The following is a 23,641-nucleotide window of genomic DNA, read 5'->3' on the forward strand; positions in this document are numbered from 1 at the left end:
ATAAACTTCACACAGCTATGACAAAAAAGCTTATTTCAAGAGGACTCGTGTTGGCAGCTTCGCTCCTTCTGTCCTTTACCGCTCCGACGGCCTACGCCCAGACGGGGCAGCCGGAGAAAATCACCGTCACGGTAAGTAAAAAACCGCTGGAAAACGTGCTGGAGAAACTGAGCAAGCAGTATGGCTACCAGTTTTTCTACAACGCCTCGCTACTGAAAGGTGTCCACGTGTCCGCCTCGCTCGAAGAAACCGGAATCGACCACGCCATGAAGACGCTCCTGGCAGGAACCGGACTGCAATACTCCATCAAGGGAAGAACCATCGTCATCACCACACCCCCCAAGAAAGAAACGGCCAAGACGCCCCTGCACGGACGCGTCACCGACAGCGACGGGAATGTGCTTCCGGGAGTGGCCATCTTCACCCAGGACAAGAGCCAGGGAACCATCACCGACATCGACGGACGCTTCACCTTCGCCCAGCCGCTCGCCTACGGAACCGTACTGAACTTCTCTTCCGTGGGCATGAAGCCCCACGACGTGGTGTACAGTGGCGAACAACTGCTGCAAGTGGTCATGGTGGAGGATGTGAAACAACTGGACGCGGTCATCGTCACCGGTTTCCAGACCATCTCGCGCGAACGTGCCACCGGCGCAGCCACCATCGTGAAGAGCAACTACCTCGACAAAATACAGGCGCCCGACCTGGGCAGCAAGCTGGAAGGCGCCACGCCCGGCCTGAGCAACTACAACGGGAAAATGAGCATCCGCGGTACCTCTTCCTTCTCCATCAACTCCACACCCCTGCTGGTGCTGGACGGACAACCCGTCACGGGTGTGAGCATCAACGAGCTTAATCCGGAGGACATCGAGACCATCACCGTGCTGAAGGACGCTGCGGCAACCTCTCTCTACGGTGTGCGTGCCTCAAACGGCGTCATCGTCGTAACCACCAAACGCGCTACGGGCAAGAAGGCGAACATCAACGTGTCGGCCAACTTCTACCTTAACCCGCTTCCATCGCTCGACTACCGCCGCTACGCCTCCACGAGCGACATCATCGACTATGAAATCGACTACCTCACCCATCATCCCAACTACCTGGAGAGCCCGTCGGACTACTTCGAATCGCTCAACGACATGAAGGCGCCCCAATATCTCTCCACCGTAGACCGCCTTTACGAAAGCCTTGCCAAAGGAGAAATCACCGAAAGCCAACTGAACGCTTCCATCGACCTCCTGCGGCAGAACGACTACCGCAAAGAGTACCGCAACGAACTGCAACGGATGAACTTCGTGCAGGACTACAATCTCTCGCTCTCCAAAGCGGGCGACAAGTCCAACTTCTTCTTCTCGGCACGCTACGAGAACGAAAGCACCTACAACAAGCACAACGGCTTCGACAAGTTCACGTTCTACATGAAAAACGAACTCGACCTCACCAAGTGGTTCAAGCTCACCGTAGGAACAAACGTGGGTATCGGCAACAGCAGCTACACGCAAGCCGGCTATCAGGGCGCCACAACCGCCATGCCCTACGAGTCGCTCTACAACGCCGACGGAAGCTACGCCTACATCTACCCCCACAACTACCACAACTCGCAGGCAATAGCCCAGACCGAAGGGCTGAAGCCGATGGGATACAACGCCGTGGAAGAATCGGCCAAGAATATGCAGGATACCGACGACCTCTACTGGAAGCTCTTCACACACGCCGACTTCAAACTGCTGAAAGGACTGAAATTCGGCGTGAAGTTCCAGTATGAAAGACGCGACCAGAACGCCGAACGGCAGGACGAGGAGGATTCATTCTACATGAGACGCATGATAAACCAGTATGCCGTCACCAACCCGAAGGGAGGATTCATCTACTACATCCCCCAGGGCGGACGAATGGGAGAATCGCACGCACGCTGGGCGTACATGAACCTGCGCGGACAGTTCGACTACCAGACCACCGTCAACGACAAGCACGAGATTACCGCGCTCCTGGGTGGAGAAATACGCGAAGACAAATACCGCAAGACACTTGGCGAACGTTACGGCTACGACGAACAGAAACTCGTCTACAAGCAAGTGGACTGGGCGGCACTGAACGAAGGTGTCATCGGCCAGTTGGGCAACAACGCCTTCAACAAGACAGAGCAACTGCAAGTAAGCAACTCGCACCACCGCTACGTATCGGCCTACCTCAACGCGGGCTATTCGTACGACGCACGCTATGCCTTCAACGGTAGCGTCCGCATCGAGCAGGCCGACCTCTTCGGCACCGACCCCAAATACCGCTATCGCCCGTTGTGGTCGGTAGGAGCCAGTTGGAACATCTCGAACGAAGCGTTCATGAAAGACGTTGCCTGGGTGGATATGCTCAAGCTACGCGCCACGTATGGCATCACGGGTAACGTGGACCAAAACACATCGCCCTACCTGCTGGGCAGCTACGCCGTCTCTCCATATAGCCAGGCCAACCTGACCACCATCCTCACGCCACCCAACAAGCTGCTCCGTTGGGAAAAGACCTCCACCTTCAACGCCGGAGTCGACTTCTCCCTGCTGAAAAAACTGAGCGGTAGCTTCGACTTCTACCAGCGCTACAGCTCCGACCTGCTTGCCAACACCAGCCTCGACCCATCAACTGGTTTCCAGACGGCACGAGTAAACAACGGCGCCATGCGCAACAGAGGTATAGAGCTTTCACTGTCGTACGACTGGCTCAACCAACGCGACTGGTCGCTCACCACTGCCTTCACCGCTTCCTACAACAGCAACAAGATTAAGAAAGTGGGCTACATACCTACCTCCGCCAAAGATATGCTTGCCAGTCCGGGCAGCTTCTACCTGCAAGGAGACACTTACAACTCGCTCTACGCCTACCGCTATGCCGGACTGACGGAAACGGGCGACCCCTCGGTGTACGACGCCGAAGGCAATGTCGTATCGCTCAAGCCCGTCGACGAAATCGACGCACTGACCTGCGTAGGCCAGCTCGACCCGAAATGGAACGGCGCACTCGACATCAACCTGCGCTGGAAGCAGCTCAGCTTCTTCACCAAAGTGGTCTACTATGCGGGACACTCACTGCGCGTCGACGCCACCCCGCTCTATAGCGGACTGCGCTCCGAAACCTACAAAGGCGCCGTGCACCAAGACGTTGCCAACCGTTGGACGCCGGAACATACCGATACCGACATCCCCTCAATGACCGTCTACGGGCTAAGTGCCGACCGCGAATACCAATGGAGATATGCCGACTACAACACCGCAAGCGCCGCATTCATCAAGATACGCAACATCGGGCTGAGCTACACCCTGCCCCAAGCGTGGATAAGCAAAGCGGGATTCAAGGGAATGAGCCTGCGCGCCCAGGTGAACAACCCCTGCTATTGGGCGGCCAACAAACGGGCCATCGACCCCGAAGCCTTCAACGCCAACTCCGGCACACGGACCGACGAGAAGGTAACCAGCTACATATTAGGTATCAACATCAACTTCTAAAACGACTCAGCAAGTATGAAACGAAATATCATCATCGGCTGCATAGCCGCAGCCCTCGGCCTAAGTGCCTGCGACAACTACCTGGACCTCGTCCCCAAAGGAGAGTTCGTGCTCAATCAGACGAGCGACTATCTGGGACTGATTGAAGACGTCTACGGATATCCCATCCAGTCGGAATGGTATCTGTGCGGCGAAGCTACCTCACACAACATGGAGTTGCTCGAAAACTATTCCGCGCCGCTCAACTCGGCAGCATTCTATTGGGACGAGGAGTTCGACCGCGCCGCCTACATGATAGCCACCGGAAGCGACGATATGTACACCATGTGCTATAAAAAGATATCCAACTTCAACATCATCATCCAAAACATCAACGACTCCGAAGGAAGCGAAGAGGATAAACGCTACGGTATGGCACAGGCCAAAATCATGCGTGCGTATGCCTACTTCTACCTTATCAACACCTTCGCCAAGCCCTACAATCCGGCAACGGCAGAGCAGGACCGCGGAATTATCCTCCGCGAAGACTTCGATATGGAAGCCAAAGGTGTGCAGTCGACCGTGGCCGATGCCTACCGGCTGATTCAGCGCGACATCGAGGAGGCCTTGCCCCATCTTCCGCACGTGGCAATGAATACGTTCCGCCCCGACAAGTCGTTCGGCTACGCGCTGAAAGCCAAAGTGCACCTCTTCAAGAGGGAATTCGACGAAGCGCTCCAAGCATCGCTGGACGGTATCAAGGAAGCGGAAGGCGAAGGACGCCACCGATTGTGGAACATGAATACGGAGTATCAAGCAGCAGTCGGTTATATGTTGCAATTATACCCCATGTACACAGAAGAGATGATAGAATATGGAATGCCCATGTACTCCATGTTCCGTATGTTCACTTCAATGATGTACTTCAACCACCCGTATGAAGATGCCGAAAACCTTCTCTCGCAGAACGGACTGACACAGTTCGACCCTTCTCCCAATATGGTGCGCAAGCCGGTAATGGACTTGTATGAACCGAAGGAAGACCTGCGCTATACCTTCAACTTAGGAGCAACTCCCACACGGCCTACCGCCGAACCGGGAAGCATCATGTTAAGTCTAAGTGCCGGCTACCATTGGAACCCTGCGGGAATCAAGCTCTCCGAAGTCTATCTGATGGCTGCCGAGTGTTACGCACGCCGCAATGACAAGGAGAACGCCATGAAATACGTGAACGAAGTGCGCAAGAACCGCATCATAGCCAAGTATTACGCCGCACTCACGGCTGCCGACGATGCCGATGCCATGCGAATCGTGCGCGAAGAACGCAAACGCGAACTGCTGTTCACCAGCAACGGGTTCTTCGATATGCGCCGTTTCTGCACCGAATTCAACGAGACACTGACGCGGGAAATCGGCGGAGAGACATACACTCTTCAGCCCGGTTCGCACCTGCTGACGTTCCCGTTCCCCGTATCGGCCATGCAAAACAGTAACTTAATACAAAACAGCAAATAATGAAAACATTTACTCTATTTATAGCCACACTTCTCTGTATATTCACCTATACAGAGGGGTTTGCCTCCTCTTCCGACGGCAAAATGGCACGCATCACCTTCAAGGCGGAGACCAACGGTAAGAAAATCTATTTCCAAAGCGAAAGCGACACGGTGCACGGCTACCGGGAAGTGCAGCCGGGAGAGACGGTAACGCTGCCATTGGAAAAGCCTGCCTACTACTATTACATGGCGTCCAACAGCAGTATGTCGACCGTGTTTGTCACTCCCGGCTCTACAAGCTGCATCGGGGAGAAGGACGGAAAAGTATCCTTCGAAGGAGACAATGCAGCAATCAACCGCTTCATCCAGCAGCACTCTTCGGTATTCAAAAGCCCCGAACACATCACTCCCTACTCCGAAGAGTGGCTGGAGTATCAGCACGGAGTACTTGCAGAGTTGCTCGATGCACTCAAGGCGTCCGACCTGCCCGACGAGTTCAAGCACATACACGCGTATTATTACCAATATGCATTCCTCCACCAACTGCTAAACGGCCCGAATCTGATGCGCGTGTTCATGAAAAAGGAGCTGGACTTACCGGCGGGCTATTACGACGATGTACGGAAGAACCGGTATGAGGATGCCGCGCTGCTGTATTACCCCAAATGGTTCAGCGTGATGCGCGAGTCGATGGAAACGCTGGAGAAGAACGGCGAGTGGCAACCCGACCCGACGAACTTCCTCGCACAGTATGCGGCAAGAATATCGGACAATGAGGTGAAGGCCGCCTTCCTGATACGTTATCTGAAACAAATACTGAAGGCGGGCTACTCGGACGATTTTCCGGTGTACCTGTCGGTAGCGAAGGCTGCCGTGCCCGTGCATAGCGAAGCATTCCTCAGCGAACTGGCGCAACTGGCACAGCAGTACGACGGAATAAAGGCACACTACGCCAACATCACACGCGGCAACACGGCGCCCGCATTCACCGCCAACGATATCGACGGAAAGACGTACTCTTCGGCCGACTATGCCGGAAAGGTGCTGGTGCTCGACTTCTGGTTTAGCGGCTGCGTCCCCTGCAAGGCGGAAATGCCGCACATGGAGAAGCTGGCAGAGAAGATGAAGGGCAAGGAGATACAGTTCTTCACACTGTCGCTCGACACCGGCGAACCGTTGCTCAAAGCGTGGAGGGAACTTGTGAAAGACAAGCACGGGGAAACCCTGCAACTCAACGTGCCAAAGGGTTTCAAGTCGGACATAGCGAAACACTACGGAATACGTTCGGTACCTCGCATCGTCATCATCGACCGGCAGGGAAAGATTGTGGATGCTTTCGCCAAACGTCCTTCCGACCCCAAACTCTACCGGCAATTGCTGAAATTGCTGGATTAAGCCACCGGAAACCGAACAGTTCCACCGGAAAGGCAGGCGGTATACCGTAACTCACCGCAGATTGGCACAGATTGACACCGATTCGTCTTAACAGTTCATAATCAGACTAAAAGAAATCGGTGTCAATCTGTGCCAATCTGTAATGCTACAAATAAAACCCGTCAAAATGTTTTGCATCTCAAAGTAAATCCATACTTTTGCCGCCATCAACCTGACAAACTATCAACCATACATAACAATACCATGAAAGCTATGAACGCTATGCGCAACGCCGCCCTATGCGGCGTGCTCTTCTGCTTAGCAGGAGCAAACACCGCCACCGCCGGCAATGCGGGCAAGGACAACACCGCCCTGCTCAACTACTTCACCACCTGCCTGACATCGGCAGGAGAAGCCCCCGCCTTCGCACAGGGAAAACGGCTCAGCCTGTCGAAGACAGACGAATACCGCCAACGGGTATGGGAAGCGTGGAAAACGGCCAACAGCCGTCTGGACGAAGAGAAGCTGTCGCCCCTGCAACCCCTGTCGGACAAGACTAACGCCCAATGGAACCTCCCTTCCGAACTGGAACCGAAAGCTGTGATGCCCTACTACTGGGGCAGCAAAGGCACAGCGAAGCCCGATGAAGGCTACCCGCTCTTCCTCTACACCCACGGCTCCGGCCCGAAAGCGGCGGAGTGGGCTACGGGACTCCAAATATGCCAGATGTTCGACGACGCCCCGTCGGCCTACTTCATCCCGCAGATACCCAACGAAGGCGAATACTACCGCTGGTGGCAGAAATCCAAACAGTTTGCCTGGGAGAAACTGCTCCGCCAGGCGCTCGCCTCGGGCGACATCAATCCGGACAGGGTGTACATCTTCGGTATCTCCGAAGGTGGCTACGGCAGCCAGCGCCTTGCCTCGTTCTATGCCGACTACCTCGCCGGAGCAGGCCCTATGGCAGGCGGTGAACCGTTGAAAAACGCACCGGCGGAAAACTGCGCCAACATCGCCTTCTCGCTCCTCACGGGAGCCGTCGACCGTGGATTCTACCGCAATATGCTGACGGGCTATGTCAAAGCCGAGTTTGAACGCCTGCAGAAAGAACACCCAGGGCTTTTCACCCACCGCATCGAACTGATTCCCAACCGCGGACACTCCATAGACTACCGCCCCACCACGCCGTGGCTGAAGCAGTACACCCGCAACCCTTACCCGAAATACGTGCTGTGGGAAGACTTCGAAATGGACGGCCTGCACCGCAAGGGTTTCTACAACCTCGTTGTGAAAGAGCGTCCCTCGGCCGACGCCCGTACCCGCTACGAAATGACCATCGAGGGCAACCACATCGCGCTCAACGTGGACGACGTAACCTACGAAACCATCCAGAAAGACCCGCACTGGGGCATCGAACTGAAATTCAAGAAGAGCTACACGCCCGCCGCCAAAGGCAAAGTGCTGCTCTACCTCAACAGCGAACTGGTAGACCTGAAACAGAAGGTCACCGTGACGGTAAACGGCAAGCAGGTGTTTGAAGGCAAAGTGAAACCCGACCTCAAACACTTGGTAAACAGTTGCGCCACCTTCTTCGACCCGCAACGCATTTATCCCGCCGCCGTAGAGGTAGCCTGGTAGGCCACGCCGCAAACGAAGCGGCACTGAAACCATAAAAAACTACCATAAAGTTCATTCAGGCAAAAAAAATGCGTATTTTTGCGATAAATAGACTTTTATGAGTAGAACAAAGCAACGAAATATCACCCTTCCGGCAGACAAAGGAGCAAGTAGCAGAGAGGAGTTCGACCACTTCTTCAAAACGCACTACGCTACGTTCATCTCCTTTGCCTGCCGGTATTGCTTGAACGAAGAGGAGGCACGCGACATCGTTCAAGACGTATTCGTGAGCTTTTGGGAGCAGCGTGCCAACTTCCCCACCTGCCTTGCCGCCAAAACCTTCTGCTACCGCTCCATCTCCAACCGCGTCATCAACTACCTCAAGCACGAGGACGTGAAAGCCCGGTATGCCAACGGGGAACTGCAAAAGATGCAAAGCGAGGAGTTTACCATCGAAAGTGTCATCCGCGAGGAGGTGTCGGCCATGCTCCACGCCAAGATAAAGGAACTCACCCCAAGCGAACAGAAAATCATACTCCTCACGCTGCAAAACAAATCGAACCAGGAGATAGCCGAACTGCTGCAAATATCACTCCCCACCGTGAAGTCGCACAAGATGCACGCCTACGCCAAGCTGCGCACCGAGCTGAAAGAGCTGCGCTTCCTCCTGTACTCACTGCTTTTCGCGGGCCTTAACTGCTGACGCGCAAGGCCTATATACGCTGCGTGCAGGAGACATATATCCTACGCGCAGCAGCTATATATCCTGCACGCAGCGCATATATCTCCTGCACACAGCGCATAGATGCGTTACCACCCGTTTCTTAATAAAACAAACGAAAATTGAAAAAAAACGCCCTTTCATATCATACTCATCTGCCCTTAAGTTGTTCTTATTAAAGAATACAACATTGATTAATCTTAATGACAGACAACAATCTGAAAGAAAGCATACAGTTGGCCGAAGCACTTGCCCGCGAGCTATATACAGGAAAAACACCCGATTCCCCCTTGCTGAAAGCGTGGAAAGAGCAATCGCCTGCCCTGTACGAAAGCATCGGCAGGCAGCAGACACTCACAGAAGAAATCCGCTTCCGCGAATCCATCGACCCCGAAGAGGCCTTGCGGCAACTGCACCGACGGCTTCCGCCGCCCGCACCGCGCAAACGCATCATCACTCCCGCCACGCTCTGCCGCCTGTGCGGAGGTATTGCCGCCATCCTCGTGCTACTCTTCGGCATAGCCCGGCTGACTGCACCGCAACAAGCCGAACGCCCCCTGCCGCAATGGGCCGCCGCCATCCCCGGCAACGAAAAGACCAGCATCAGCACCGACGGCGGACACCGCCTGACGCTGGAAGAGAAACAACTCTCCGTAGTAGGCAACCGCCTTGTCAACACCACCGGCGACGGTAAGAAAGAGGTGGCTATCAGCCTGCCGCAAGACCGCCGGCAGCTTATCAAACTCATCGTCCCCGCCGGCGGCGAACACCGCCTGACGTTGGAGGACGGAACAACCATACACGTCAACGCCGCCTCCGAACTGCTCTTCCCCGCCCACTTCGAGGCGCACGCCCGACGGGTGAAGCTGTGCGGCGAAGCCTATTTCGACGTAGCGCCCGACAAGGCGAAGCCCTTCGTCGTGCAACTGGACGACGCACTGGCAATCGAAGTGACGGGCACCGCCTTCAACGTCAAGACCTACCCCGAAGAACACGAAACGGCCATCACCCTGACCGAAGGTAGCATAACCGTGCGCAAAGAGAAACAGCCCCTCGCCACCCTGCTGCCCGGGCAACGGTTCACCTACCGCCACGCCACGGGCGAGCACACCGTGACCAGTGCCGACCTCGCCGCCGACACCGACTGGACCAACGACGAGTTTATCTTCTGCAACGAAACCATCGACCACATCATGCGCAAAATATCACGCTGGTACAACGTCGACATCACCGTAAGCGACGACATCAGCCACATACGCTACACGGGCATACTCTCGCGCAAGCAACCCCTCGCCGAAACGCTCGAAACGCTGCGCATGACCAACGAACTCGACTTCCATCTCCACGGCGAGAAGAAAATCGACGTACGCGAAAAAGAGAACGAACATTAAGTCTAATCATAAAAAAAGCACTACATGAAAGTAAGATTTATCTCACGGGGACTCATGATGCTACTCGCATTCATCCTCTCCTTCTCGGCTCCGGAAGTGCGCGCGCAAAGCGCACAAAAGGACGCCATCACGATGACCGCCAACAAACGCCCGTTGGCCGAAGTACTGGAGAAACTGAGCAAGCAGTACAAATACCAGCTCTTCTACAACACATCGCTGCTGAAAGGCATCCGCGTATCGGCGTCGTTCAAGAACGTGGGCATCGAGCAGGTGATGGAGAAGCTGCTTGCCGGCACCGGACTCTCCTACAACATCAAGGGCAAGACCATCGTCATCACCTCTGCCAACGGCAAGGATGCTCCTGCCACTACGCTGCTCAAAGGCCGTGTGCTCGACAAAGAGGGACAGGGAATACCGGGCGTCAACATTTTCACCCGCGACAAAAGCCAGGGGGCGGTGAGCGACATCGACGGTAACTTCGCCTTCGGCAAACCGCTCGCCCACGGCACGGTGCTCAACTTCACCTCCATCGGCATGAAAACGCAAAACATCGTCTACGACGGTGAAAGCACGCTGAAAATCGTCATGGTGGAAAACGTGAACGAACTGGACGCCGTGGTAGTGACCGGCGTGGTCAACAAGATGAAAGAGAGCTTCACCGGCTCCGCCTCCTCCTTCACCGCCGACGAGCTGAAAGCCGTGGGAACGACCAACGCCATCGCCAGCCTGAAAACGCTCGACCCTTCGTTCAACGTCTTGGAGAACAGCGCCTTCGGCTCGGACCCCAACCGTATGCCCGACATCGAAATACGCGGCAAGTCGAGCCTCATCAGCACCCGCGACGAACTGGCCGAAGACCCCAACCAGCCGCTCTTCATCCTCGACGGCTTCGAGTCTTCGCTCGAAACCATCTACAACATGGATATGAACCGCATCGCCTCCATCACCATCCTCAAAGACGCAGCCTCTACAGCCATCTACGGCTCGAAGGCTTCAAACGGTGTGGTAGTGGTGGAAACCGTGAAACCGAAATCGGGCAAACTTAATCTCTCCTACAACGGAAGTGCCAACATCTCCTGGGCCGACCTCACCAGCTATAATCTGATGAATGCACGCGAGAAACTGGAGTTTGAGCGGTTGGTGGGGAGATACAGCAACTTCTCCGGCACTGAACAGGAAATCCGTCTGATGCAATCCTACAACAACAAACTGGCAGACATCGCCCGCGGAGTGGATACTTACTGGCTTTCCGAACCGCTGCAAACCGGTCTCAATCATCGCCACTCGGTCTACGCCGACGGTGGCGAAGGAGCGTTCATGTTCGGTATCGGGCTCTCCTACAACGGAATATCGGGAGTGATGAAGGATTCTAAACGTGACAATTTCAGTGGAAACATCGACCTGACTTACCGCTTGAAGAAACTCCAATTCATAAACAAGTTCTACATGGACAACACGGACAGCAAAAATCCGATTGTGGATTTCTCACAATACGCAGCAGCCAACCCGTACTACACCAAACGCAATGAGGAAGGCGAAGTGGAGAAATGGCTGGAATACACCAACGATATCCATGCTGCCAACCCACTATACAACGCGGCACAGAACAGCTACAACACAAGCGGCGGTCTTTCCTTGTCCGATAAGTTCATCATCGAATATATGCCCATCAGCGAAATGAAAGTGCGTGCCCGCTTTGGCTTTACACACTCCAACAGCAACAGCAAAGCATTCAGCTCGCCACGCGATACCCGGTTTGAAGAGACCGAATACACCAAACGCGGCTCGTACACATGGAACGAAAGCAAAAACAACAAATACGAAGGCGAACTGACACTGACCTACGCCAAAGTGTTCAAAGACGTGCATACACTCAACATCGCGGCAGGAGGATACATCTCACAACAGGATACCAAATCGAACGGATACTCCGCCATCGGATTCCCCGTAGGAGACTACACACTGCCATCGTTCTCCAACGGCTATCCGGAAGGTGGCAAACCCGACTACTACGAAACGACCAACCGCTCCGTGAGCGCCTATGCCATCGGAAACTACGCTTACGACAACCGTTATATGCTGGACTTCAGCTACCGCGTGAACGGTTCTTCCGTGTTCGGTATCAACAAACATTACATCGGCACATGGGCGGTAGGAGCTGCCTGGAACCTGCACAACGAGAAATTCATCAAGAACAATTTCGATGGCGTCAGTATGCTGAAACTACGTGCGTCGGTAGGTAATCCGGGCAATCAGAACTTCTCGTCGTCGCCCACCATCACGACATTCCGCTACAACTTCAACTCGTTCAACTACTTCGGAATGACTACCTCGCTGGCACAGCTTGGCAACCCCAACCTCGAATGGCAAACAACGGTCGACCGCAACATCGGTTTCGACATCACCGTCCTCGACAACCGGCTGACGCTGACGGGCGATTACTACTACAAGACTACCGACCCGTTGCTTATCTCCATCTATATGCCGCCCTCTTCGGGAGCCACTGGAAACATGATTTACAAAAACTTCGGTAAGCAAACCTCCAAAGGGTTCACCGCACAGGCCAACTACTACATCATCCGCCAAATGCAGAAACGTTTCTGGTGGTCGGTAAGAGGTACCCTCCGCACCGGTTCCAACAAACTTTCCGGCATCGGCAACCGACTGGAATCTTTCAACTCCTCGGAAAGAGAAGGCGACAACCGATCGACCAAACGTTTTTATGACGGAGCCGACCCCGACGACATCTGGGCAGTACGCTCCGCCGGAATCGATCCGGCTACCGGCCGCGAGATATTCATCAAGAAAAACGGTGAGCTGACTTATGACTTCTCCTACGACGACGAAGTAGTCATAGCCAACGCACGCCCCACGGCAGAAGGTGTATTGGGAACCAGTTTCTCCTGGAAAGGATTCTCCGTCAACATGGACTTCCGTTACCGAATGGGAGGATACGCCTTCAACAGCGTACTCTTCAACAAGGTGGAAAACATCAGCAACAACCAGTTGATTTACAACCAAGACAAGCGTGCACTCTACGACAGATGGGAAAAACCGGGCGACAAGGCGCAGTTTAAAGACATCGCCAACTCCATGTCTACGCCCATGTCCTCACGTTTTGTACAGAAAGACAACTCGTGGTCGCTCGAATCTCTGCGCATAGGTTACGAATTCGACCCGGAAGTGGCACGCCGTTTCGGACTCGGCTCCATACGCCTGAATGCATACATGAACGACATCTTCCGTCTCACCACCATCAAGATGGAACGGGGAACCTCCTATCCGTACGCCCGAAGCGTATCATTTGCCCTTTCATTAACCCTTTAAAAACGTACCACTATGAAGAGAAAAAGATATATGATGTTATGGTCGGTCATCTTGCTGATTGGCGGATGCCTTTGCAGTTGTACCGACTGGCTGGAGACACAGCCCAACGACAAACAAAGCGAAAAGCAACAGTTTGCCACCAAAGACGGCTTCTACGCCGCAGTCAACGGTGTCTACAACCGCATGGGAGGAGGAAGCCTGTACGGGAAATATCTGTCATACGAACTGATTGACATCCTCGGACAGTACTACCAAGTGGAGAAAGACAACGAAGCCGCCCACTACAAATACCTCAGAGCCTTGACCAAGTGGGATTATACCGAGGAAAGCGTGTCCAAAGCCCTTGCCAGCATTTGGGGAGACGCCTACCAAGTCATCATGAACATCAACGTCATTCTGAAAAACTTAGAAGAGGATGCCGTAACGGCCAATATCCTTCCCGTCAAGGAATATGCTATGCTGAAAGGCGAAATGCTGGCAGCACGCGCCATGCTGCATTTCGACCTTCTCCGCCTGTTCGGTCCGGTTTATACCAACAATCCGGAAGGACAAGGTATCCCTTACAACGAAAGTACTGAAACGGATATTCTGCCTTTCCTCACAGCTCGGGACGTTTTGGAAAATTACATCCTGCGTGACCTTACAGATGCAGAAGAGTTATTGCTGAACTCCGACCCCGTAGTCACCGAAGGACCGAGAGCCGAATATGACAAGGTAACACTGGACAACTCCATGCGTTACCGCCAACTGCGACTCAATTACTATGCCACCGTCCTGCTTACAGCACGCGCATACCTGTGGGCGGAAAACTTCGATGCAGCCCTTCAAGAAGCACGCAAACTGACGGAAGACGCAAAGGTGGACGAATACTTCCCCGTGGTAGACTTCAGCAAACTGCTCCAGAACCAAAACGACCCCGACCGTATGTTCTCTACCGAAACACTGTTCGGTTTCTACAACAAAGACCGGGGACTGATATACAAATACAGTTTTGGCAAAGAAGACAGCTACAAGAACCTGTTAGTACCCCGCACCGGATACATTGACGGACAACTTTTTGCATCACCCGATGCCGGCGACATCCGTCTCAGTTCGCAATGGGAAGACAGAAAAACACTGGAAGAAGAACCTTCTATGGCTCTGACCAAATTTAAAGACATCAACGACAAAGACAAAGACGATGCGGCTGCCGACAAAGACGACACCAGTATATTGCAGGCACAGAAGTTCTACGGCACTTTCTGCTCATCCATCAAATTGATTGAAGCATACTACATCGCCGCAGAAGCGTTAGGCAGACAAGGCAACACTTTAGAGGGCCAAAGATATGTAGACAGAGCACGGCAAAGAAGAAACTTAGGCACATATGGCGCCGACTACGGCATGGAGTGGCTACAGACATTCCTCAACCAGGAATATACCCGCGAATTTCCGGGAGAAGGACAGAAGTTCTTCTACTTCAAACGTACCAACCAGGGATTTGACAACCAATTCAACGGCTGCAAAGAGGTGAAAACAATGACCAGCCCGGGACTGCCGCCTTTTATTCCGCCTTCTTACGACTACAAAGACAAAGCAGACGATGCAACCAAAGAGGCACGTTTCGTAGCTCCGATACCTAAGGACGAATTAGACAACCGTTAATCAACACCCAAAAAACAAAAACAATGAATATGAAATATAAATGGATATTACCGCTTGTTGCCTTCTCCACAGCCTTTTCTGCCTGCAAAGAAGAGACAATAGATATCTACGAAATGGATGAAGCGAAAATTTACTTCCAGGAACAAACCTTTACCAACGCCGACGGCTCGGCGGGTTACTCCACTTCCACCAAATTCTCTTTCATGGGAAAAGACCCGGAAGCATGGAAAAACGTCGTGTTCAAAGCACCGGTAAAACTGCTTGGTTCGGTGACCGACTACGACCGTATGTGCAAAGTAACAGTAGATACCGAAAACACCACCATGCAGGAAGGAAGAGACTACGAAATAGACCTCGATACACTGAAAATCAAGGCAGGAGAGAATCAAGGAACCATAGGCGTACGTTTCTTGCGTTCCAAAGCAATCAGAGACGAAGCACTGACCTTGACATTGAAACTGGAACCGAACGAACATTTCAATGTACTGGAAGTGTATAAATCAAGCAATTCATGGCAAAATACAACGGCCAAAGAACTGGACGGTGCACGCTATTCGTTCACCATCGACGAAATATACTCACTTCCTCCTGGATGGGCACGAGTAAAAGCCGACAGCTACTTCGGTGCATGGAATCCCACCAAATATTCCTATATCAACGCATTCTTCGGATTCAGCAACGACGACTGGGGACCATTCGAGACCGACAAAGTAAAAGAAGGACGTATGCCATTCTATGCCAAAGAACTGCAAACGGAATTACAACGCAGATTTGACGAAGGAAACCCCGTATTGGACGACGACGGATCGTATATGCAATTGCCGGCTCCATACGAAGTGGACTTCTCAGGAAACAACTAAAATCTCAATAACATGAAAGATATGAACAAGAATACATTCAAAAAAACGATATACACTCTTTGCCTAAGTCTGTTGGTTGCTTTCGCCGCTTGCTCGGACGACAAAGGCAATTACGACTATAGCGAAAAGAACAACATAGAGATAACAGGTATCCCCCAATATAAATCTCTGCTTGCCGGAGCCGAATACATTGACTTCAAACCGACAATCGTCTCTTCTCTGGAAGGTACCATCGACGCCGACAACCCCAACTACGAATTTTCTTATCAGAGAAAAGCAAACGGAAGATGGATAACTATGGGCAATGAAAAAGACCTCTATATGTTGGCTGCATTAAGCAGTGGAACACACGACTGTTATTTCAGCGTAACCGACAAACGTACCGATGTGAAAACCGTGCAACTATTCCGTATCAATGCCACCACCATCACCTCCGAAGGGTGGATGGTGCTCTGCAACGAAGGACCGGAAGAAAAACTGCGCATGGATATGTTGGCACACATCTCAACAGAACGTATTCTCCCTGCATACAATGTGATAGAAATCGACGAAACCGTTCCGACACTGCGCCAAGCTACCAACATAGGGTACTACAGAACGCGCAACTCGAATATAGGCGACGACATCATCTTACTATCAAAGACCGGTGCCTACATCGCTCCTACGGCAGACTTTGACAATGAAGATTCCAAACAACATAAATATGCTTATAGGGAATTTACCAAAGTATCCGGAGCCGAAGAACTTACATCGAATAAGTTCCTTGCACGTACCAACGACCATATTGTAGAATACGTAAGCATCCCTGTACAACCGACCAACGAAAATCGGGGAGCTTTAGGAAAAAAATGCGCCTCCATCTGCATCTCCGAAGAAGGAAATGCGTATGCATGGTTCATGCTTGCCAGTGGTGCCGGATTCGAGTATCCTATCAATACCCCCGAGCGTGGCGAAACACCGACATACAGGGTGGCTCCCCACGTAGGACGGTCTCTGCAAGATTGCAGTACGGCTCCTACTTTCGGTATCGCATTATTCTACGACATTGACAACCATCGCTTTATCGGATGGGATACTGAAGGATTAATCTCTGCCGACAATCAAGGAAAAACGCAAAAGTGCTATCCGCTGACCGACCCGGAATCGAAGAAATTCAGCTATGAAACCGGCAACATGGACTTGGTGACCATGCTTAGCACAGCCAACAGCGGATATATATACTGTATCATGCAGGATGGAGCAAAACGCCATGTGTACGTCATACAAGTAACCTCTTCCAACAAGTTCACACAAGTGGCTGCTTATACAGACATCCGGGCAACCGATTTCGATAAAGCCGACTGTTTTACCGCAAGTTCGCAATACCCGATAATATACTATGCTTATAAGAACAATATATATTCCTATAACCTCACTACCAATGCAGTAGAAACAGTGGAAACACTTTCGCCGCAAGAAGAAGTAACGATGCTCAAGTTTAATATTTACGAAGACGTATTCGGAGGAGGAGGATACATAGGAAACAGCTTCTTAAGCAAGTTTGACGAAGAACTCAGAACAATTTATCTGAATCGTGAAAAACAACTGATTGTAGCTTCCTACAACACCGCAGAAGATACAAACGGAGGTGTTCTCCGCTTCTATGACATAGCAAATGGTGGTATGGGCATGAATATTATAAAAGACCTCGACGATAATGACAAAGAGAGAATTTGGGAGTTTAAGGGATACGCCCGAATCAAAGATGTGACATACAAAGAAAAACAATAAGGAAGAACATTTTATCCTGTGATAATCATAAAAAAGAAACCGTCTACAAATATGCTGTAAACGGTTTCTTTTTTATGATTATCACAGGTATTTCTCTATTTCAAATTCTTCTCCATCTTCTGCAAAATCGAACCGGTGCCATACCCTTCCCACACGTCTTTAATCTTTCCGTCGGGAGCGATAAGCACATAATGAGGAATCCCTTTCACCTGATAGCTCGCAGCAAGCCCCGTACGTCCCCGGCGAAGTTCGTTCCACTGGTTGCCGCCCATTCCTTTCTTCTTGACATACTCTTTCCAACGTGCTTTCGGATCTTCACTGATGCTGATTACTTCCAGCCTGTCCTGATACATTTCAGTCACTTTCTCCATCTCCGGGATAGACTCTACGCAAGGACCGCAACCGCTACTCCAAAAGTCCAGCAAGATGAATTTGCCTTTAAATTCGGAGATATGGCGGAGAGAGTCGTTCGTATCGTACAAATCGCCGTCTGCCATCATGTCTCCTATTCCCACCGCGACGGGCGGATAAACGTAGGCGGTAATCTCCCGTCCGGCGTCTGTCTCCTTTGCGGCGTCCGGCATTCGCGCATAAAGGCTTTTCACCTCTTCGGCATAAGGCATGACGCTTTTATACTGCATCATGGATGCATACGTCAGCAGCTTGTCCATCCATACTTCCGAGACAGGAGCCTCCTGCATATAGTCCAACTCTTTCTTCCAGATTTCTTGCCGCAAAGGGGTAGACAACTTCCGGATAGAGTCTATCTTTGCCCAGCCTTTTCTTTCGAACGCCGCATCGCCTGCATGGTCTATAAACATCAGCCGTTGCCAGTCATATTCTGCTGCCATAAGCCGCATCAGTTCCTTTTGCTGAGGCAATGCGCAAGCTGTAAAACGGTTTTCTTCCACCTGTTCGGGGATGTCGCTCACTACCTTCCAAGTCTTCACCAGTTTGTCTTCGCCGCTGATTTCGATGTATTCGCCCGGAGCTACCCATACTTCCAACCATGTACCCGGAAATCCTCTATTATCGGACATTATCAGCCGTTTCTTCGTTGCCGACACCGTATCCCGGAAAGCATACTTACCACCGACAAGCGTATCCTGCGCCAAAAGTTTGAACGTCCTTCCTTCATCTTCGTACAGCCCAATCACTATACTGTCGCTATCCGGAGAATTTGCCAACTCTCCCTCAATCCAATACTCGCCTGCCGGAACTGCCGCTTTGCGGTCTGCCGTGCAACAGCACATCATAAACGGCAACATTGCCAGCAGGGCGGGAACAATCTTCTTTCTTGTCATATCATTCTGATTTCTTGATGGGGTATATTTAGTCTACAATGCTTCGCGGAATATCTCGCCAACCGTAGGGTGGGGAAAGACAATCTTTTTCCATTGCTCCGCCGTCAATCCCAGCTCAATGGCAGTTCCCGCAAGCGTGACGAGCTCCGAAGCCGGATTGCCCAATACGTGTGCTCCAATCACGCGTTGCTGCCCGTCGAGCAGTACTTTGCAGACGCCGTTCACTCCTTCGTTTTCTGCTACAAAGCGTCCGGAGTACGCCATCGGCAATTTGATTACGTGGCAGTCAAGGCCTTTGGCGGCTGCCGATTCTTCCGTTTCGCCCACGCCTGCAATCTCCGGATTGGTATAGACCACTCCCGGAATGGCACGGTAGCTCATTGCATCTTCCTTGCCGAGAATGGAATGCACAGCGACTTCCGCTTCGCGGACGGCTGTATGGGCCAACAGGGAGAAGCCTGTCAAGTCGCCGCATACGTAGACATTAGGCACGGAGGTCTGCATTTTCTCATTCACGCGGATAGTGCCGCGTTCTGTTTTCTCCAACGACAAGTTTTCAAGCCCGAAGCCTTTCGTCACAGGACGGCGGCCGACACTCATCAATAGCTTTGCCGCCGCAAGTGTACCATTGCCGTCTGCATTCTCATAAGAGACAACTGCTCCTTCTTCCGTTTGCGACAAGCCGACCACCTTCGTAGCCAACAGAAACCGGATACCCCGTTTGGCATATTCGGCACGCAGCAGGGCAGACAGCTCCTTGTCCATTCCGCCCAGGATTTCATCCATCATTTCGACTACCGTCACCTGCACGCCCAAGCTGTTGAAGAAAGAGGCGAACTCCATCCCTATCACTCCACCGCCGACAATGGCAAGAGAAGCGGGCAGTTCCTTGTTGTCCAATGCATCGCGGTGCGTCCAGTAATCCACCGTCTCCACACCGGGAATGGGAGGGATGAAGGTTTCCGAACCGGTGCAGAGTATCAGGTTTTCGCCTTCATAGGTTTCTTCACCGCAACGGACTGTGTGTTTATCTACAATCTGCGCTTCTCCCGATACAAGGGTGACATTGTTTGAGGTCAGCTTTGCTTTCACTCCCAACACTAATTTGCGCACTACCTTGCTTTTACGGGCTATAATCTTTGGCAAATCGTAAGAGACTTCGGACACATTCACCGCATATTTCGACGAATGCTTCGCACTGTCATAGGTTTTAGCCGAATAGAGCAGGGTTTTGGTCGGGATGCATCCTTCGTTCAGACAAACGCCGCCTACATGGTTCTTTTCAATAAGCAATACGCTCAAACCGGCTTTGCCGGCAGTTTCGGCAGCCGTATATCCGGCAGGACCGCCGCCGATGATAATCACTTGATATTTCATAATATCTCTGCTTAAATAAGTTGGTTAATTCAATAAAAAAACTACATCTTCAACACTTCTTCCATGCTAAGACCGGACACCTGGCTAATGATTTCAACGGAAACGCCCTGCTCCTTCAAACCACAGACCATAAGTCGTTTTTCTTCCAAACGACCTTCTTCCCTGCCTTCCAAACGACCCTCCAAACGACCTTCTTCCCTGCCTTCCAAACGACCTTCCAATTTAGCTGAATCCAATACATCATTCTGTATCTTCATGGCACTGATATGTTCGTCATACGCTTGCCGTTCTTGGGAAGACATGGAGAAATATTTCAGCTTTTCGCGTGCTTCGCTCAATCCGGGAGTGGTGGTATCCGGTCGTATGGTACCGTCTTTCAAGTATTTTATCCATTCTTCCAAAGGGGTAACCGCCACTTTGTCGAACTCATTCACGCGAATTAAAATATATTCGGGAAATATCTCGCAAGGCATACGAGTGACAATAGCGTCGCGTTCCCTCACATTCACCTGCAAATAGTCTTTTGTGTGGACACCTACAAACTGGTTCTGACCGTGGTATAGATAATCCGTCCCCTTGCCGATGTCGAAATAAAGAATGCTGATGGAATATACTTTTTTCACTTTGTGATAAGGATCACCCAAAGAGATATGTTCGGTAATGGCTTTTGCCACACCATACAAGATACGCTCCAGATAATACAACTCACGGGTATTCTGTATTTCGATGATGATAATTTCGTCTTTACTGTTGCGTGCCTTGATGTCTACCCGGTTAAACTTATCGTCGGCACTTTGCTGGTTTCCCTCACTTTCGAGAATCTCCATGATCTCTATCTTCTCGCCTATCAGGACGGTGAGAAATCCTTCAAGCACATCGAAATTCGCCTTCTGTCGCAACAGGCGCTTGATGGCCCAGTCGAAACGAATGTATCTGTCCTGCAAATCTTCCATAACTTATCTATATATTGATTATTGACAAAGGTAGCGGGTTCTTTTCCGCATTGCAATCATCCGGCATAACTTTTCTTCGGTTTTCATTCCCCCTTGCCTACGGATGAACCCGGAATGTATATACCAGCGTTCAGGGACGAACGCCGCCGGACGACAAACCGGAGAGACGGGCTTCGAGCAGTTGCATAAACTCACGCTCCTTGACGGGCATCACTGCTTCGTACTTCCCTTTGCCGTATCCTATCAGCACATAACGGGTGAGCACGAACCGTCCGAAACGCATCGAAGCGCATTGCTGCACGGAGGTAATCTCCGGCAAAGGAATCTGCCGCTTGCGGCCGAACCGCCCCCTGTTCACTACCAGCATCCCGTCCGCAGTCAGCGTATATGTGGTATGTATCACCCACTCGATGACTACAATAAGCAGAAGCATAAACAACACACCCAGCAAAGCCGCCTTCGTCCACAAAGCCCCCACGGCATTCACCGTGAGCACTGCCAGCAGAAAATAATGATACCACGCGATGCGTGCATGAAAAATTCGATTCATCTTGTCTGATTTTGCCCGCAAGGTAGCAATTTTACGAATTAATGACAACGAAAAGTACAACGAAGTGAGTTATTTTGTAGCTTTGCAGGGTTAAATAACAAAATATATGGTAAGAAAATTCGATTTCCTCGTTATCGGCTCCGGAATTGCCGGCATGAGTTTTGCGCTGAAAGTGGCGCACAAAGGTAAAGTTGCTCTTATCTGTAAAAGCGGGCTGGAAGAAGCCAATACGTACTTCGCGCAAGGAGGAGTAGCGTCTGTGACCAACCTGGTGGTAGACAATTTCGACAAGCACATTGAAGACACCATGAACGCCGGCGACTGGATTAGCGACCGTGCCGCAGTGGAAAAAGTGGTGCGCGAAGCTCCTGCACAAATCGAAGAACTGATAAAGTGGGGAGTAGACTTCGACAAGAACGAGAAAGGCGAATTTGACTTGCACCGCGAAGGAGGGCACTCGGAGTTCCGCATCCTTCACCACAAAGACAACACGGGAGCCGAAATACAGGACAGCCTGATTAAAGCCGTGCAACAGCACCCCAATATCACGGTCATCGAAAACCAGTTTGCCATTGAAATACTGACACAACACCATTTGGGAATGACCGTCACCCGCCAGACACCGGACATCAAGTGCTACGGCGCTTATATCCTCGACCCGAAAACCGGAAAGGTGGATACGTACCTGGCCAAAGTGACGCTGATGGCTACCGGTGGAGTAGGAGCCGTCTACAAGACCACGACCAATCCGTTGGTAGCAACGGGAGACGGCATCGCTATGGTCTACCGTGCCAAAGGCACGGTGAAAGACATGGAATTCGTACAATTCCACCCCACCGCCCTCTATCACCCAGGCGACCGTCCTTCGTTCCTCATCACGGAAGCCATGCGCGGCTACGGAGGCGTTCTGCGCACCCTTGACGGCAAGGAGTTCATGCACAAGTACGACCCGCGACTTTCGCTTGCTCCGCGCGACATCGTGGCACGTGCCATCGACAACGAAATGAAGAACCGTGGCGACGACCACGTTTACCTGGACGTCACCCACAAAGACCCGGAAGAGACCAAGAAGCATTTCCCCAACATCTACGAAAAGTGCCTGAGTTTAGGCATCGACATCACCAAAGAGTACATCCCGGTAGCTCCGGCGGCACACTACCTTTGCGGCGGTATCCTCGTCGACCTGAACGGACAGTCTTCCATCGAACGCCTTTACGCAGTGGGAGAGTGCTCGTGTACGGGACTGCACGGAGGAAACCGACTGGCTTCAAACTCGCTGATTGAAGCCGTAGTATATGCGGACGCCGCCGCCAAACACAGCCTACAAGTGATAGACCGATATACCTACAACGAGGAGATTCCGGAATGGAATGACGAAGGCACCCGCTCGCCGGAAGAAATGGTGCTGATAACGCAAAGCATCAAAGAGGTCAACCAGATTATGAGCACTTACGTGGGTATCGTGCGCAGCGACCTCCGCCTGAAACGTGCGTGGGACCGGCTGGACATTATCTACGAAGAGACCGAAAGCCTCTTCAAGCGCAGTGTGGCTTCGAGGGAGATTTGCGAACTGCGCAATATGGTGAATGTAGGCTATCTGATTATGCGCCAGGCGATGGAACGCAAGGAAAGCCGCGGATTGCATTATACGATAGATTATCCGCACGCCAAGAAATAGGAAAGAGAGCGGTTATCCGCTATTTTCACCTGCTATATGACCGGTTTGCACGGTATATATGTCCTACTTGCAGGACATATATGTCCAATGTCCAGCATCTATATGT

General features: G+C 51.8%; 15 protein-coding genes. 11 read left to right on the top strand and 4 right to left on the bottom strand.

The features are described from left to right. Positions 1-17 precede the first annotated feature (17 nt). From QZ331_RS00240 to QZ331_RS00285, 10 genes are all read left to right on the top strand, one after another. The gene (locus QZ331_RS00240) at positions 18-3,494 is read left to right on the top strand and encodes a SusC/RagA family TonB-linked outer membrane protein (RefSeq protein ID WP_294626918.1); all 3,477 of its coding nucleotides are present in this window, start codon (positions 18-20) and stop codon (positions 3,492-3,494) included. A gap of 15 nt (positions 3,495-3,509) precedes the next feature. After that, positions 3,510-4,988 carry a RagB/SusD family nutrient uptake outer membrane protein gene (locus QZ331_RS00245; protein WP_294626919.1) on the top strand — a complete coding sequence of 493 codons (1,479 nt, stop codon included), beginning with the start codon at positions 3,510-3,512 and terminating at the stop codon, positions 4,986-4,988. Continuing rightward, on the top strand, positions 4,988-6,364 hold the full coding sequence (locus tag QZ331_RS00250) for a TlpA disulfide reductase family protein (RefSeq protein WP_294626921.1): 1,377 nt from the start codon (positions 4,988-4,990) through the stop codon (positions 6,362-6,364). The genes QZ331_RS00245 and QZ331_RS00250 overlap by 1 nt, the downstream gene beginning before the upstream one ends. Positions 6,365-6,607: 243 nt before the next feature. Further along, the gene (locus tag QZ331_RS00255; protein WP_294626923.1) at positions 6,608-7,981 is read left to right on the top strand and encodes a hypothetical protein; all 1,374 of its coding nucleotides are present in this window, start codon (positions 6,608-6,610) and stop codon (positions 7,979-7,981) included. A gap of 97 nt (positions 7,982-8,078) precedes the next feature. Then, positions 8,079-8,663, top strand: a complete 585-nt coding sequence (locus QZ331_RS00260; protein WP_294626925.1) for an RNA polymerase sigma-70 factor — start codon at positions 8,079-8,081, stop codon at positions 8,661-8,663. Between the two features lie 221 nt (positions 8,664-8,884). Continuing rightward, the gene (locus QZ331_RS00265) at positions 8,885-10,072 is read left to right on the top strand and encodes a FecR domain-containing protein (RefSeq protein ID WP_294626927.1); all 1,188 of its coding nucleotides are present in this window, start codon (positions 8,885-8,887) and stop codon (positions 10,070-10,072) included. A gap of 24 nt (positions 10,073-10,096) precedes the next feature. Further along, complete coding sequence (locus QZ331_RS00270) at positions 10,097-13,399, top strand: SusC/RagA family TonB-linked outer membrane protein (RefSeq protein WP_294626928.1); 3,303 nt, start codon at positions 10,097-10,099, stop codon at positions 13,397-13,399. A 12-nt stretch (positions 13,400-13,411) separates the two neighbouring features. Further along, positions 13,412-15,043, top strand: a complete 1,632-nt coding sequence (locus QZ331_RS00275; RefSeq protein WP_294626930.1) for a RagB/SusD family nutrient uptake outer membrane protein — start codon at positions 13,412-13,414, stop codon at positions 15,041-15,043. A 23-nt stretch (positions 15,044-15,066) separates the two neighbouring features. Continuing rightward, positions 15,067-15,903: a DUF4843 domain-containing protein gene (locus tag QZ331_RS00280; RefSeq protein WP_294626932.1), complete on the top strand. Its 837-nt coding sequence runs from the start codon at positions 15,067-15,069 to the stop codon at positions 15,901-15,903. Between the two features lie 12 nt (positions 15,904-15,915). Then, positions 15,916-17,673: a PKD-like family lipoprotein gene (locus tag QZ331_RS00285; RefSeq protein ID WP_294626934.1), complete on the top strand. Its 1,758-nt coding sequence runs from the start codon at positions 15,916-15,918 to the stop codon at positions 17,671-17,673. Between the two features lie 95 nt (positions 17,674-17,768). Here the strand turns inward: QZ331_RS00285 and QZ331_RS00290 are convergent, their stop codons facing one another. From QZ331_RS00290 to QZ331_RS00305, 4 genes are all read right to left on the bottom strand, one after another. Beyond that, positions 17,769-18,977, bottom strand: coding sequence for a TlpA disulfide reductase family protein (locus QZ331_RS00290; RefSeq protein ID WP_294626936.1), 1,209 nt, complete (start codon positions 18,975-18,977; stop codon positions 17,769-17,771). A gap of 33 nt (positions 18,978-19,010) precedes the next feature. Continuing rightward, the gene (gene lpdA / locus QZ331_RS00295) at positions 19,011-20,354 is read right to left on the bottom strand and encodes a dihydrolipoyl dehydrogenase (protein WP_294626938.1); all 1,344 of its coding nucleotides are present in this window, start codon (positions 20,352-20,354) and stop codon (positions 19,011-19,013) included. A gap of 41 nt (positions 20,355-20,395) precedes the next feature. After that, complete coding sequence (locus tag QZ331_RS00300; RefSeq protein ID WP_294626940.1) at positions 20,396-21,307, bottom strand: Rpn family recombination-promoting nuclease/putative transposase; 912 nt, start codon at positions 21,305-21,307, stop codon at positions 20,396-20,398. Between the two features lie 130 nt (positions 21,308-21,437). Then, positions 21,438-21,857, bottom strand: coding sequence for a PH domain-containing protein (locus QZ331_RS00305; protein WP_294626942.1), 420 nt, complete (start codon positions 21,855-21,857; stop codon positions 21,438-21,440). 106 nt (positions 21,858-21,963) lie between these two features. Between QZ331_RS00305 and nadB the strand changes: the two genes are divergently transcribed. Then, positions 21,964-23,535 (top strand): L-aspartate oxidase, encoded by a 1,572-nt coding sequence (nadB, locus tag QZ331_RS00310; RefSeq protein WP_294626944.1) that lies wholly within the window; start codon positions 21,964-21,966, stop codon positions 23,533-23,535. Positions 23,536-23,641 lie beyond the last annotated feature (106 nt).

It is taken from the genome of uncultured Bacteroides sp., assembly GCF_910586915.1.
GTDB lineage: Bacteria > Bacteroidota > Bacteroidia > Bacteroidales > Bacteroidaceae > Bacteroides.